Origin of the sequence: Dactylosporangium sp. NPDC050588, from assembly GCF_040654975.1 — a bacterium.
Taxonomy (GTDB): Bacteria; Actinomycetota; Actinomycetes; order Mycobacteriales; family Micromonosporaceae; genus Dactylosporangium; species Dactylosporangium maewongense.
Genome location: NZ_JBFAJA010000085.1, coordinates 1 through 13,339, shown reverse-complemented (window position 1 = coordinate 13,339; position 13,339 = coordinate 1). Strand labels below are relative to the sequence as shown.

General features: G+C 73.2%; 11 protein-coding genes and 2 pseudogenes. 7 read left to right on the top strand and 6 right to left on the bottom strand.

Annotated features, from left to right (window positions below; translation table 11 throughout):
* Positions 1 to 10 precede the first annotated feature (10 nt).
* Complete coding sequence (locus tag AB0I21_RS44155; protein WP_360569895.1) at positions 11 to 691, top strand: hypothetical protein; 681 nt, start codon at positions 11 to 13, stop codon at positions 689 to 691.
* Positions 692 to 768: 77 nt separating this feature from the next.
* The gene (locus AB0I21_RS44150) at positions 769 to 1,302 is read left to right on the top strand and encodes a DUF3455 domain-containing protein (protein ID WP_360569893.1); all 534 of its coding nucleotides are present in this window, start codon (positions 769 to 771) and stop codon (positions 1,300 to 1,302) included.
* Here AB0I21_RS44150 and AB0I21_RS44145 read toward each other — a convergent pair.
* The 4 genes and pseudogenes from AB0I21_RS44145 to AB0I21_RS44130 all read right to left on the bottom strand — a co-directional run bounded on the left by AB0I21_RS44145 (position 1,284) and on the right by AB0I21_RS44130 (position 3,897).
* Positions 1,284 to 1,820 (bottom strand): hypothetical protein, encoded by a 537-nt coding sequence (locus AB0I21_RS44145; RefSeq protein WP_360569891.1) that lies wholly within the window; start codon positions 1,818 to 1,820, stop codon positions 1,284 to 1,286. The genes AB0I21_RS44150 and AB0I21_RS44145 overlap by 19 nt on opposite strands.
* Before the next feature lie 492 nt (positions 1,821 to 2,312).
* Positions 2,313 to 2,588, bottom strand: a pseudogene (locus AB0I21_RS44140) (RpiB/LacA/LacB family sugar-phosphate isomerase); the annotation flags it as partial.
* 147 nt (positions 2,589 to 2,735) lie between these two features.
* Positions 2,736 to 2,918: pseudogene (locus AB0I21_RS44135) on the bottom strand (sigma factor); the annotation flags it as partial.
* A 43-nt stretch (positions 2,919 to 2,961) separates the two neighbouring features.
* Positions 2,962 to 3,897: a LysR family transcriptional regulator gene (locus AB0I21_RS44130; protein WP_360569889.1), complete on the bottom strand. Its 936-nt coding sequence runs from the start codon at positions 3,895 to 3,897 to the stop codon at positions 2,962 to 2,964.
* 72 nt (positions 3,898 to 3,969) lie between these two features.
* On the opposite strand from AB0I21_RS44130, the gene AB0I21_RS44125 reads away from it, so the two are divergent.
* Genes AB0I21_RS44125 through def form a run of 3 tightly spaced genes read left to right on the top strand, consistent with a single transcriptional unit; the run spans position 3,970 to position 6,352 of the window.
* Entirely contained in the window at positions 3,970 to 4,872 is a 903-nt protein-coding gene (locus AB0I21_RS44125) for a DMT family transporter (protein WP_360569887.1), read from the top strand.
* Positions 4,873 to 4,883: 11 nt separating this feature from the next.
* On the top strand, positions 4,884 to 5,807 hold the full coding sequence (locus AB0I21_RS44120; RefSeq protein WP_360569885.1) for a DUF4240 domain-containing protein: 924 nt from the start codon (positions 4,884 to 4,886) through the stop codon (positions 5,805 to 5,807).
* A 20-nt stretch (positions 5,808 to 5,827) separates the two neighbouring features.
* Complete coding sequence (def, locus tag AB0I21_RS44115; RefSeq protein ID WP_360569883.1) at positions 5,828 to 6,352, top strand: peptide deformylase; 525 nt, start codon at positions 5,828 to 5,830, stop codon at positions 6,350 to 6,352.
* A gap of 50 nt (positions 6,353 to 6,402) precedes the next feature.
* Here the strand turns inward: def and AB0I21_RS44110 are convergent, their stop codons facing one another.
* Both AB0I21_RS44110 and AB0I21_RS44105 read right to left on the bottom strand, forming a co-directional pair.
* A complete protein-coding gene (locus AB0I21_RS44110; protein ID WP_360569881.1) occupies positions 6,403 to 7,899 on the bottom strand; it encodes a S8 family serine peptidase in 1,497 nt (498 codons plus the stop codon).
* Positions 7,900 to 8,158: 259 nt separating this feature from the next.
* On the bottom strand, positions 8,159 to 9,676 hold the full coding sequence (locus tag AB0I21_RS44105) for a sigma-70 family RNA polymerase sigma factor (RefSeq protein ID WP_360569879.1): 1,518 nt from the start codon (positions 9,674 to 9,676) through the stop codon (positions 8,159 to 8,161).
* A gap of 321 nt (positions 9,677 to 9,997) precedes the next feature.
* On the opposite strand from AB0I21_RS44105, the gene AB0I21_RS44100 reads away from it, so the two are divergent.
* Together AB0I21_RS44100 and AB0I21_RS44095 are read left to right on the top strand one after the other, a co-directional pair.
* A complete protein-coding gene (locus AB0I21_RS44100) occupies positions 9,998 to 12,055 on the top strand; it encodes an RICIN domain-containing protein (RefSeq protein ID WP_360569877.1) in 2,058 nt (685 codons plus the stop codon).
* A gap of 13 nt (positions 12,056 to 12,068) precedes the next feature.
* Positions 12,069 to 13,339 (top strand): endo-1,4-beta-xylanase (locus AB0I21_RS44095; RefSeq protein ID WP_360569875.1); only part of this gene is annotated, 1,271 nt, incomplete at its 3' end.

The window sequence follows — 13,339 nt, the reverse complement described above, 5'->3', positions numbered from 1 at the left end:
CACAGCGGTCGTGCCCATTGGCTCTGCGGCGCCCGCGCCCGGTGGTGCCACGGCAGGCGCTGCCGGTGGTGGTGCGGCGGGCGGGTCGGGCGGTGGCGGGTGGCGCCGGACACGGCTCGCCGCCGGGCTGGCCGGGGCGACGGCCGCTGGGCTGCTCGTCTGGCTGGCGCTGCCGGCACCCGACCCCATCTCGTCGGCACCCGCGCAGGCGGATCCCGGTGTCCAGAACCCGGCAGCGCTCGCGGGGTCGGCCCCGGCGGGTCAGCCGTCCGCCGGGACTGTTCCCACAACGCCCGGGGCGTCCGGCAACCCCGGCACATCGGCGGCGTCCGGCCCGTCGGCACGACCGGTCGGCGGCGCCGGGTCGGGTGTTCCGCCGTCGTCGGGCAGCGGCGCGCCGGCGAGCGCCACCCCGGCGGGCGTGACTCCGACGAGCGCGGCGCCGCCCGGCCCCGGCGCGGCGGAGACGTTCGTATCCGAAGGAGGGACCGTCCGGGCCCGGTGCGCCTCGCCGGGCGTCGCGGAGCTGCTCTCGTGGGCGCCGGCGGCCCCGTACAAGACGGACTGGGTGAGCGCGGGCCCGGCCGCCGCCGCGACCGTCACCTTCGTGCACGGCAACCGGACCGTCGGCATGACCGTCACGTGCGGCGGCCTGGACCCCAGCTCCGGGACCACCACGACCGGCGGTTGACGTTTCAGCGCGGTTTCAGCGCCTACCGGCACGGTTTCCTCATCAGCACTCCGAACTCGGGATCGAGGAAACCACTCATGAAGATGCGCAACCTTGCCGTCGTCGCGGCCGCTGCCGCCGTCCTGCTCGGCACCGCCGGGGCGCAGGCGTCCGCCGGGGCGCAGGCGTCCGGCCCGGAGGTGCCCGACGCGGTGCGGGTGCCGGCCGGCAACGTGCTCGTCGCGGCGTTCCTGGCGCGTGGCGTGCAGGTGTACCAGTGCGCGGGCGGCGCCTGGTCGTTCGTCGAGCCGGCGGCGCACCTCGCCGGTTGGGCGAAGCGGCCCGGCAGCCTCGCCACGGCCGTGCACTTCCGCGGCCCGAGCTGGGAGTCCACAGAGGACGGTTCGCTGGTGGAGGCGAAGGCCGTCGCGTCGTCGCCGGTGCCCGGCTCGATCCCGCAGCTGCTGCTGCAGGCGACCCGCACCCGCGGCGACGGGGTCCTCGGCGCCGTCAGCTACATCCAGCGCCTGTCGACCCGCGGCGGCACCGCCCCGGCCGGCACCTGCACCGACGGCACGACGACCGGCGTCCCGTACACCGCCGACTACCGCTTCTACCAGCCGGCCAGCTGAAGCACCGCTGAGCCCGCCGCCGTGCGCCGCCCGCCGTCGACCCGGGCGGAGCACGCGAGCGTCCATGCGGGCGCCAGCGCGGGCGTCCATGCGGGCGCCAGCGCGGGCGTCCATGCGGGCGTCAGCGCGGGCGTCCATGCGGGCGTCAGCGCGGGCGTCCACGCGGGGGTCAGCGCGAGGGTCAGCGCGGGCGGGTGGGGGGTCGCGTCGCGGATGACGGTGCCGTCGGCCAGGGTCAGGTCGAAGGTGAGGACGCCGGTCGAGGGGCCGGGCCACCAGGCGACGTAGCGGCCGTCGCGGACCGAGGCCTGCACGGTGTGGTCGCCGGCGTGGACGGTGACGCCCGTGCCGGCGGCGCCGTCGGTGATGGAGGCGTTGCGGTAACCGGCGAGCGCGCCCTGGGTGAAGCCGAGCGCGGGCGGGATCAGCGCGGGCCCCTCACCGCCGCCGACGGCCGCCTGGAGATCGTCGACGTCATCGGTACCGCGCGGCTGCCGGGCCAGGCACGACCCTGACATGTCGGGTCGTCGGTGCGGTAGAGCAGCACGACGTACTCGCCGCGCCGCTCGGCCAGCGCCAGCCGGGCCCGCCGCACGTCGAGGCTGCCCGACCCCCCGACCGCCGACGCTCCGGCCGCGCCGCCACCGCTCGACCCGCCGAACGCCACCCCCCGACCGCCGACGCTCCGGCCGCGCCGCCACCGCTCGACCCGCCGAACGCCACCCCCCGACCGCCGACGATCCAGCCGCTGGCCACCCCGCTCCGTCCATTGCCGCCTCCGCCGATGGGCACAGCACAGACGTTGATCAATGCGCAGGTTTGCGGCTTTGTCCCATAGACAGTGCGCGATCCACCCCCGTTTCAGCGATCGAATTGGGGGTGGATCGCGCAGCGTCGATTCGGAAAAGGGGCTTTTCGGGGCATTGATCGATGTCTGTGCAGGAGCGGAGCAGATCCGTACAAGAGCAGAGCAGCGCAGCGCAGGGCAGAGCGGCTGTCAGGACTCGGGCAAGGGGCGGCAGGACGCGGGTGGTGTCGTAGTCCAGGACCTGCGCGATCCGGCGGGCGTGCCGCTCGTTGCCGGAGAAAGACGTGGACAGGAACGCCGTCACGAGGGCGGTGGCCTCGTCGAGCGTGTGCTGGCGGGCGCCGACGGCCACGATGTTGGCGTCGTTGTACCCGCGGCCGAGGCGGGCGGTGCCCGGGTTCCAGGCCAGGGCGGCGGTGACGCCCAGCACCCGCGCCGCCTGCGCGGAGGTGAGGTCGTCGAACACGCACAGCGCCAGCGTCTCCTGCTCCGCCTGGCTCAGCTGATGCCAGGCGGCGGCGAGCAGCACGCGCTCCACGACCGCCTCGTCCTCCGCCGGGCCGGCCGCCGGCGCGGGTGCGTGCTCGGCGATGCGGACCGCGAGGGCGTCGTGGCGCTTCAGTCCCCGCTGCGTGTTGAGCAGGCAGTGCCGGGTGATGCCGAACAGCCAGGCCCGCGCGTCGTCGGGGCGTCCCGGCACTTCGTCGAATCGGCGCCACGCGACGAGGTACGCGTCGGCGACGGCGTCCTCCGCGTGGCTCGGGTGGACCCGCCGCTGCGCGAAGCGCAGGACGTCGGCGTAGGTCAGGTCGTACAGCGTCCGGAAACGCCGCTCGTCATCGCTCGCACCTCTACCTGTCCGGCAGCGCCGCCGCTGTCACACGGGCCGCGAGGTCCTGCACGGCCGCGTGGAACGCCGTCAGCGCGGGCGCCGGCGGGGTGTCGCGGGTGACGGTGACCAGGCGGCGCCGGAGGGTGGACTCGGCGAGGTCGCGGACGGCGAGCGCCGGGTCGCCGGGCGGCAGGGCGAGCGGCGGCATCAGGGCGACCGCGGCGCCGACCCGGACGAGCTCCAGCTGCACGTCGGCGTCGTTGGAGCGGTGCCGCACGTCGGGCTCGTAGCCGCCGAGCGCCCGGCACGTGCCCTGGACCATCGCGTGGTGCCCGGTGCCTTCGGCGGACGCGGTCCACACGTCGTCGCGCAGCTCGGCGATCGCGACCGGGCCCCCGCCGCCGGCCAGGGGATGCGCGGCCGGGAGCACCACCCGCAGCGGCTCCTCGAGCAGGACCGCGAAGCGCATCCCGGCGGGGCGCGGCCGTGGATGGCCGTCGTATTCGTCGCCGATCACCAGGTCCACCGTGCCGAGCCGCAGGCCGGGCAGCGCCTGCTCGAGCTCCAGCTCGAAGATCTCCACCCGTACCCCCGGCCGCTCGGCCCGCATCCGGGCGACGGCGGGCACGAGCAGCCGCCGCGCCGCGGACTGCAGGCCGCCGGCGCGGACGGTGCCGCGGATGTCGCCGCCGAGCGCGGCCAGGTCGGCCTCCGCCGCCTCGGCGGCCGACAGCAGCACCCGCGCGTGCCCGGCGAGGAGCCGGCCGGCGTCGTTGAGCCGCACCCCGCGGCCGGCCTTCTCCAGCAGCGGGGTGCCGACGTCCTTCTCCAGCAGCGCCAGCTGCTGCGAGACCGTCGACGGGCTGTAGCCCAGCGCGGCGGCGACCGCGGCGAGGGTGCCGCGCTCCTCGAACTCGCGCAGGAACCGCAGCCGACGCAGATCCAGCGCGACCATGCGGGAATCCTAACGAATCAGCACCGGGAATCATCGCTGGACCTGCACGGTTTCATGGTCAACGCTCGACGCATGGGCCCGGCTCTGTGTCTCGTCTCCGCGGCGTGCTTCGGCGCGCTCGCGATCTTCGGCAAGTTCGCCTACGACGCGGGCGTCTCGCCCGGGGCGCTGCTGCTGGTCCGCTTCGTCCTCGCCGCCGCGCTGCTGTGGCTCGTCCTGCTGCTGCGCCCCGAGCTGCGCGGCGGTGCCCCGTCGCGGCGCGCCGTCGGCATGGCCCTCGGACTCGGCGCGATCGGCTACGCCGCCCAGGCGAGCCTGTTCTTCGCGGCGCTGCGCCTCATGGACGCCTCGTTGCTGTCGCTGATCCTGTACACGTTCCCGGTCCTGGTGACCGTCGCGGCGGTCCTGCTCGGCCGCGACCGCCTCACCCCCCGCCGTGGCGCGGCCCTCGTCGCCGCGTCGACCGGCACGCTGCTGGTCCTGCTCGGCACCGGCAGCGTGAGCTTCCACCCGCTCGGCGCGCTGCTCGGCTTCGGCTCCGCGGTCGTCTACACCGTCTACATCCTGGTCGCCGACACGGTCGTGCACAGCATGCCGCCGGTGCTGCTGTCCGCGCTGGTGATGACGGGCGCCGCCGGTACCCTGGCCGTCAACGCCATGCTGAACGGCGGTGTCGGCCTGAGCTTCGCCCCGGTGGGTTGGCTGTGGCTGGGCTGCATCGCGGTCGTCTCGACGGTCGCGGCCATGCTGACGTTCTTCGCCGGCCTGCAGCGCACCGGGCCGTCCACCGCCGCGATCCTGTCCACGTTCGAGCCGGTCGTCACCACCGCCCTCGCCGCCGTCCTCCTCGGCGAGTCCCTCACCCCGGTCCAGCTCGCCGGCGCCGCCCTCGTGCTCGCCTCCGCCGTCGTCCTGCAGACGGCGGCTCGCAGGGAACCCGCCGTTTTGCCCGTCGCCGCAACGGTGGCGGACTAGCTTGGGCGGTGATGAACAGCGACGACTTCTGGCGGCTGATCGACGGCGTCCTCGACCTGCCGTTCGACGCGCGGGCGGCCCGGCTGGTGGACCTGCTCGCCGTGCGGGCGGAGGGCGACATCACCGGCTTCGAGGACCGCCTCGCCGAGGCGCTGCACCGGCTGGACACGCCGGCGCACGCCGTGGCGCACGGTGACGCGTTCCTATACATCCGCTGCGCCGCGGTGCTGTCCGGATCGCGGGCGTTCCGGCGCATCGTCGAGGACCCGCCGTCGCTGCTCGCCCTGGCCGACGTCGAGGCGGAGGACCTGCTGTTCGTGGCGTCCACGGCGTACGAGCGGGTGACGGACCGGCCCTGGGAGCACCGGGCGCCGGTGAGCTACGAGAGCGGCACCAGCGCCGCGTGGGGACGGCCGGCCGAGGACGGCACGGATGCGTGGCAGCCGGCGTGGCTGAGCTGGTCCGGAGGCTATGGCCTCGGCGTCCAGGTGTCTGCGGAGTACGAGCTGACGCGGCTGCACCTGGTCGAGGCGCTGGACGCGGCCGAGGAGTGGCGGCGGTGGTGGGACGCCGCGCCGGCCCCGCAGGCCGACGTCATGTTCGTCATCGACCCGGGCATGCCGGAGCAGACGAAGGTCCGGAAGGGGCGCAAGATCGTGCGGGCCGAGGTGGTCCGCGACCGGCACGGGTTCGCCAGTGCCCCCGCCGCCACGGAGCCGGAGAAGGCCCGCGACGACCTGGTCGCGGTGCTGACCATCACCGCGGAGCAGCTCCGGATGCCGGCGATGCCGCAGTTCCCGCCGATGCCGGCGCTGTCCGGCGAGGAGCTGCGCAACCAGCGCCAGGGTCACGAGGAGTCCGCCGCGATCGATCGCATGGCCGCCGAGATGGTGGCCCGTCACCTCGGCCCAGGCGTGTGGGGCGGCATGCCCTGACGGGTATCTACACTGCGACGATGCCGATCACCCGGGGCGCGGCCCGCCCGATCACCTACTACGGCACGCCGGTGCTGCACCGCCGGTGTGCCGACGTCACCGCCTTCGACGAGCCGCTCGCCGCGCTGATCGACGACATGTTCGCCTCCATGTACGCGGCGGAGGGCGTGGGCCTCGCCGCCAACCAGATCGGCGTGGACCTGCGGGTGTTCGTCTACGACTGCCCCGACGACGACGGCGTCCGCCATGTCGGGCACGTCGTCAACCCGGTGCTGCGGGAGGCGTCCGCGCTCGCCGGGACGGCCACCGGCACCGAGGGCTGCCTGTCGGTGCCGGGGCCCCGCGCGGAGGTGCCGCGGTCCGCGGTCGCGACGGTGACCGGCTTCGACCGGAACGGCGCGCCGATCACCGTGACCGGCACCGGGTTCTTCGCCCGGTGCCTGCAGCACGAGTGCGACCACCTCGACGGCACCGTGTACGTCGACCGGCTCCCGGCGCAGCGGCGCGAGCGGCTGCTGCGGGAGGCCGGGCTGCTCGGCTCATGACGAAAGGGCGGCCCCGGCAATGCCGGGCCCGCCCCCTCACGACGAACCGGTCAGGACCAGGTGCCGCCGGCCCAGCCGTCGCTGGACCAGGTACGGCCCGACCAGGTGCCCGCCGACCACGTCCGGCCGGACCAGGTGCGGCCGGACCACGCCGGGTCGCTCCAGCCGGCGGCGGCGCTGCCGGCCCATGGCGCGGCGGCCCACGTCGCCGACGCCCACGTCCGGGACGCCCAGGACGTGCCGGTCCAGTCGTTGCCGGCGATCTGGTAGCCCAGCCACGACCCGCCGGACCACGACGGCGTGGTCGACTTGGCCCACTGGGCGCCGTTGAACGAGCCCCAGATGGTGCGCTCACCGGTGAGCTTCACGCCGTCGAGGGTGAGGCTGCTGGTGCCGCGCGAGCCCTGGATCGACCCGGTGCCGCTGGACAGTTGCAGCGCCGGCGCGGTCACGGTCGTGCCGGTGCGGGCGAGCGCGCCGTTGACGTTGAGCGTCGCCAGGCCGAGGGTCTTCGCCGTGCCGGATCCGAGCGCGGTGGCGCCCTTGACCAGCCAGTCCTTGACTTGGTCGGGGGTGGCGGACGGCTTCGCCTGCAGGACCAGCGCGGCGGCCGCGGTGACGACGGCGGTGGCCTGCGAGGTGCCGCTGCCCTTGAACAGGGTCTCGCCGACCCGCGCCGACGGGTAGAGGTTGTCGACGTTGGAGCCGGGGACGCGCAGCGACGCGATCGACGTGCCCGGGGCGAGCAGGTCCACCTGACCGGCGACGCCGGCGGTGGTGGTCGAGGCCAGGTTGGTGAAGGTGGCCAGGGTGTCGTCGGTCGTGGCGGCGGTGCCGTTGGTGGCGGTGGCGCCGACGGCGAGGACCCAGTCGTCGACGGCCGGGTTGGTCAGCGTGCCGGCGGCGTTGCCGTTGTTGCCGGCCGCGGCGACCACGACGATGCCGGCCTGCCACGCCTTCTCCACCGCGAACTGCAGCGGGTCGGTCCACGACTGCCCTGAGCCGCCCGAGCCGTAGGACAGGTTCAGCACCCTGATCGGGTTGGCGGCGTCGTCGTTGCGGTGCGCCACGACCCAGTCGATCGCGGCGATCATCTGCGACACGTCGACGGCACCGGTCGACGTGCCGACCTTCAGCGAGGTCAGCTTGACGCCGGGGGCGATGCCCTTGGTGCCGGTGGCGGTGTCGTTGCCGACGATGATGCCGGCCATGTGCGTGCCGTGGCCGTAGGTGTCCAGGTACCGCAGGTTCGCCGCCTGCGACTCGAACGACAGGTCCGGGCCGTTGACGATCTGCGCCGCGGGCAGGCCGGGCACCGACGCCACGCCCGTGTCGATCAGGGCCACGCCGACGCCCTTGCCGGTCAGTGTCGCCGCGGTGCCGGTGTCGGCGCCGATGGCCGACCGCACCTGCGCCAGGGTGGTCGCCGACGCGGCTGTGTCCGCGGCCTTGACGACCGCGTGCGCCTGTCCCGCGGCGAGCGCGACCGCGGCCGGCGCCAGCAGCGCGCCCGCCGCGGCGGCCCGCAGTCTCTTGGCGATGTTCACGGTGGGGAGCTCCGTCCTTGGAGGTGATCTCTTCGACCCCAACCATGACCGTCGTCGGTTGCGGCACCACTGTTCGCGGTGGCGAACTGTCCGACCACCCGACACGAACTGCCCACCCGGTGTCCGCCGGTCGGTTCGACGCTCACCGATCCGCAACCGGACCGCACCGCACCGGAGCGCGCCGGACGCGGGCAGGCGCGCCCGGGCCGCACCGCTCCGGAACGCGCCGGACGCGGGAAGGCGCGCCCGGGCCGGGCCGCTACTGGAGCGCGGGCCGGATGCGGAAGGAGCACTCCGCCCGGAAGGCGGCGGTGCCGTCGTCCTGGTCGACCCAGAGCTGCTCGCCGCGGTGGTGCAGGAACCAGCCGGGGTAGATCTGCGCGTCGAGCACGACCGTGCCCGCGGCCGCGCCGGCCCGGGTGCAGAACGTGGCGTCGCCGCGGAACAGCGGCGTGCCCTCGTCCCGGCTGAGCTGGAACCGCCAGGACGCGTGCCGCAGGAACCGGCCGTCGTCGGCGCGGAACGTGAAGCACGCCGGGTCGGCCAGCCCGGCGAGCACGGTGAACGTCGCGCGGCGCCGTTGCGCGGCGTCGCCGTCCGCCGGGACCGCCGCGAGCACGCCGAGGCCGTCGACGGTCGTGACGAAGAGCCCTGGCTCGTGGGCCGACTCGATCGAGACGGTCCGCCCGGGGGCCAGGGTGGCGGTGCGCGCGGACGGCGAGCCGGTGGCGGCGGTGGTCGCCGGTGGTCTCGACGCCGGCCCGGCGGTGGCGGCCGGGGGAGCGGCGGACGGCACCCGCACCGCGGTCGTCACCGCCGGCTGCAGCCCCTGGGACGGCGGCGGGTCGGCGGGCAGGGCGGTGACGGTGACGGCGGCGCCGGCCGCGACGGCGACGGCCACCGTCGCGGCGACGGGGTGCGCCGCGAGGATCTGGGCGAGGTGACCGAACACCCCGGCCTTGACGGTCGCGCCGAGGGTGGCCTTGCCGATCAGGCCCGAGCTGAGCGCGGCCGGGACCGGCAGCAGCGCGAACCCGGGCAGCAGCCGGTCCGCGCTGATCAGCCCCTCGGCGGCGGGGGCGCAGACCGGGCATGGCCGCACGTGCCGGGCGAGGCGCTTGCGCCACAGCGGGCCCGGCGTGCCGTCCCAACCGTCGACGAGCGCGTCCAGGTCGGGGCACCGGGGCGTGGCGTCCAGCGCGGCGACGATCTCCCGGCTCAGGTCGAGCTGGTGGCGCATGCGCTGGACACGGACGGCGGCGTGGGCGACGCTGACGCCCAGCGCGCCGGCCAGCTCGGTGCGGCTGAGCACGCCGGCGATCTCCAGCCACCACAGCGGCAGCAGCGCGCGGTCGGCCGGGTCCAGCCAGTGGGCGGCCCGCCGCACCTGGCGGCGCTGGCCGGACAGCTCCAGGCGCAGCCCGGTGACGTCCTCGACCTCGGCGGCGGCGTCCGGCACCTCGGCGGCCTCCTCCAGTGGCGCCATCCGCCGCGCGGCGGTGCCGCGGCGGTGCAGGTGGGTGCTCACCTGGTGGACCGCGATCGCCGCCAGCCAGGCGCGGAAGCTCTCCGGCTGGTGCAGTGCCGGCAGCTGCCGCACGGCCCGCAGCATGGTGTCCTGCACGACGTCGTCGATGTCGGCATGCCCGTCCAGCGCGCGGCGGACGATCGTGTAGACCAGCGGCAGGCCGGCGGCGACGAGCTCATCGACGGCCTGCCGGTCACCGGCCTGGGCCGCCAACACGAGGTCCGTTTCGTTCACGTCGGTGGTTCGCATCGTCACATCGCAGTCACAGCATCCACAGCACTCACCGTGCAGCCGCCCGGCATGGTCGTTGACTGTCACCGACGACCGGCCGTCGCGTCAAGCATCCGGCGGGCGCGACCATGTGTTCCGCCCGCACATAACACAAATCCGTCGACCTCTTTGTTGTTATTCGTAGGCCGCTGGAAATGTCGCAGGAATTCACGCGTGAAAATTTCGGCGATGTTACGTCACGAAAGACATTGCATGTCCGTGGCCTCTTGAATGTTCGCATTCGGTCTGGCAATCTCGCGAACTGGATGTGAGCGCTAACACGATTTCGAGGAGCACCGCATGGCGGTCCGTAACAAGGCGTCGGGCATCGTCACCCTGCTCGTCGCGGCCCTGGTCGGCGGTGCGGTCGCCGTCACGAACATGACCACCGCATCGGCCGCCACGGTCGACACGAGCGCCTCCTACGTGCTGGTCAACCGCAACAGCGGCAAGGCCCTGGACGTCTACAACTTCTCCACCGCCGACGGCGGCCGCATCACGCAGTGGACCCGCGGCGACGGCGCGAACCAGCAGTGGCAGTTCGTCGATTCCGGCGGGGGCTATTACCGGATCCGCTCCAAGCACTCCGGCAAGGTCCTGGACGTCTCCAACTTCTCCACCGCCGACGGCGGGACCGTCGTGCAGTGGTCGGACCTCAACGGCACCAACCAGCAGTGGCGGCTCGCGGACTCGTCCGGCGGGTACGTGCGGCTGATCAACCGCAACTCCGGCAAGGCGCTGGAGGTGCAGGGCGCCTCGACCGCCGACGGCGGCAACATCGTGCAGTACAGCGACTGGGGCGGCAACAACCAGCAGTGGCAGCTGGTGAAGCTCGGCGGCACCGACCCCACCACGCCGGCCGGGCAGTACAACAACCCGGTCGTCTGGCAGGACTTCGCCGACGGCGACATCATCCGCGTCGGCGACGCCTACTACTACTCGGCGTCCACGATGCACTACTCGCCGGGCGCGCCGATCCTGCGCTCCTACGACCTGGTCAACTGGGAGTACGCCGGGCACTCGGTGCCCCGCCTGGACTTCGGGTCGTCGAACTACGACCTGACCGGTGGGCGGGCCTACGTCAAGGGTATCTGGGCATCGACGCTGAACTACCGCAAGAGCAACAGCACGTACTACTGGCTCGGCTGTGTCGAGTTCAACCGCACCTACGTCTACACCGCCTCGGCCGTCGACGGCACGTGGACGAAGCGGTCGCAGATCAACAACTGCTACTACGACGCCGGGCTGCTCGTCGACGACAACGACACGATGTACGTCGCGTACGGCAACAGCACGCTCAGCGTCGCCCAGCTGTCCGCCGACGGGCTCAGCCAGGTCCGGACCCAGCAGGTGTTCACCACGCCGTCGAGCGTCGGCACCCTCGAAGGCTCGCGGTTCTACAAGCGCAACGGCAGCTACTACATCTTCGTGACCCGGCCGGCCAACGGCCAGTACATCCTCAAGTCCAGCAGTCCTTGGGGGCCGTACGAGATGCGGCAGGTGCTGCTCAACATGCCGAGCCCGATCTCCGGCGGCGGCACCCCGCACCAGGGCGGCCTGGTCCAGACGCAGAACGGCGACTGGTACTACATGTCCTTCGTCGACGCGTACCCCGGCGGCCGCGTGCCGGCGCTCGCGCCGATCAGCTGGACCTCCGACGGCTGGCCCGTCGTGCAGACCGTCAACGGCGGCTGGGGCGCGTCATACCCGAAGCCGAACATCACCACCTCCAAGACGGTCAAGCCGATGACCGGCGCCGACACGTTCACCGGCGCGGCGCTCGGCCCGCAGTGGGAGTGGAACCACAACCCCGACACCTCGAAGTTCTCCACCGGCAGCGGGCTGCGGCTGCAGACCGCGACGGTGACCAACGACCTGTACCAGGCCCGCAACACCCTCACCCACCGCATCCAGGGGCCGACGTCGACCGCCACGATCGAGCTCGACTACTCCGCGCTCGCCGACGGTGACCGGGCCGGCCTGGCCATGCTGCGCGACTCGTCGGCGTGGATCGGCGTCCGGCGCGACGGCGGCACCACCCGGGTCGCCATGGTCAACGGACTGACCATGAACAGCAGCTGGGGGACCAGCAGCACCGGCACGGAGGCGGCGAGCGCCGTCGTGTCCGGCGGGCGGATCTGGCTGCGGGCCACCGCCGACATCCGGCCCGGCTCGGGCCGCCAGGCGCGGTTCTCCTACAGCACCGACGGCACCAACTTCACGTCGCTGGGCACCGCGCTGACCCTCAACAACGCGTGGCAGTTCTTCATGGGCTACCGCTACGCGATCTTCAACTACGCCACCAAAGCGCTCGGCGGCACCGCCACCGTCAGCCGCTTCGACATGACCACCCCGTAAGGAAGGACCGCTCGTGAGAAGACGCGTGATACTGCCGCTGATCGCGGCCGTCGTGCTCGCCGCCGGCACGGCCGTGCTCGTCAACGGCTCCGCCGACGCCGGCACCACCCTCGGCACCTCGGCCGCGGAGAAGGGGCGCTACTTCGGCGCCGCCGTCGCCGCCGGCCGGCTCGGTGACAGCACCTACGTCGGCATTCTCGACCGCGAGTTCAACGCGATCACACCCGAGAACGAGATGAAGTGGGACGCCACCGAGCCCAACCAGGGCCAGTTCCGCTGGACCGGCGGCGACCAGATCGTCGCCCACGCCCAGGCCCACGGGCAGAAGGTCCGCGGGCACACCCTCACCTGGCACGCCCAGCAGCCCGGCTGGGCGCAGAACCTGTCCGGCAGCGCGCTGCGCAACGCGATGGTCAACCACATCACCCAGGTCGCCACCCACTACAAGGGCAAGGTCTTCGCCTGGGACGTGGTCAACGAGGCGTTCGCCGACGGCGGCAGCGGCGGCCGGCGCGACTCCAACCTGCAGCGCACCGGCAACGACTGGATCGAGGCCGCCTTCCGCACCGCGCGGGCCGCCGACCCGGGCGCGAAGCTCTGCTACAACGACTACAACACCGACGGGATCAACGCGAAGAGCACCGGCATCTACAACATGGTGCGCGACTTCAAGTCCCGCGGCGTGCCGATCGACTGCGTCGGCTTCCAGTCCCACCTGGGCAACTCGGTGTCCGGCGACTACCAGGCCAACCTGCAGCGCTTCGCCGACCTCGGCGTCGACGTGCAGATCACCGAGCTGGACATCGCCGGCAGCAACCAGGCCAACAACTACGCGACGGTCGTGCGCTCCTGTCTCGCCGTCTCCAGGTGTACGGGCATCACCGTCTGGGGCATCCGGGACAGCGACTCGTGGCGTACCGGCGAGAACCCGCTGCTCTTCACGGCCTCCGGCGCGAAGAAGGCGGCCTACACCTCGACCCTGAACGCGCTCAACGCCGGCACGAACCCCGGCCCGACCGGCTCCACGGGCGTGGACACCAGCGCCTGGTACGTGCTGGTCAACCGCAACAGCGGCAAGGCCGTCGACGTCTACAACTTCGCCACCAACGACGGCGGCCGGATCACCCAGTGGACGCGGACCAGCGCCGCCAACCAGCAGTGGCAGTTCGTCGACTCCGGCGGCGGCTACTACCGGATCCGCTCCAAGCACTCCGGCAAGGTCCTGGACGTCTCCAACTTCTCCACCGCCGACGGCGGGACCGTCGTGCAGTGGTCGGACCTCAA

Coding starts and splice junctions, on each gene's coding strand:
- AB0I21_RS44145 (WP_360569891.1), bottom strand. CDS start 1,820: ATGTCAGGGTCGTGCCTGGCCCGGCAGCCGCGCGGTACCGATGACGTC.
- def (WP_360569883.1), top strand. CDS start 5,828: ATGCCGATCACCCGGGGCGCGGCCCGCCCGATCACCTACTACGGCACG.
- AB0I21_RS44120 (WP_360569885.1), top strand. CDS start 4,884: ATGAACAGCGACGACTTCTGGCGGCTGATCGACGGCGTCCTCGACCTG.
- AB0I21_RS44125 (WP_360569887.1), top strand. CDS start 3,970: ATGGGCCCGGCTCTGTGTCTCGTCTCCGCGGCGTGCTTCGGCGCGCTC.
- AB0I21_RS44130 (WP_360569889.1), bottom strand. CDS start 3,897: ATGGTCGCGCTGGATCTGCGTCGGCTGCGGTTCCTGCGCGAGTTCGAG.
- AB0I21_RS44100 (WP_360569877.1), top strand. CDS start 9,998: ATGGCGGTCCGTAACAAGGCGTCGGGCATCGTCACCCTGCTCGTCGCG.
- AB0I21_RS44150 (WP_360569893.1), top strand. CDS start 769: ATGAAGATGCGCAACCTTGCCGTCGTCGCGGCCGCTGCCGCCGTCCTG.
- AB0I21_RS44105 (WP_360569879.1), bottom strand. CDS start 9,676: ATGCGAACCACCGACGTGAACGAAACGGACCTCGTGTTGGCGGCCCAG.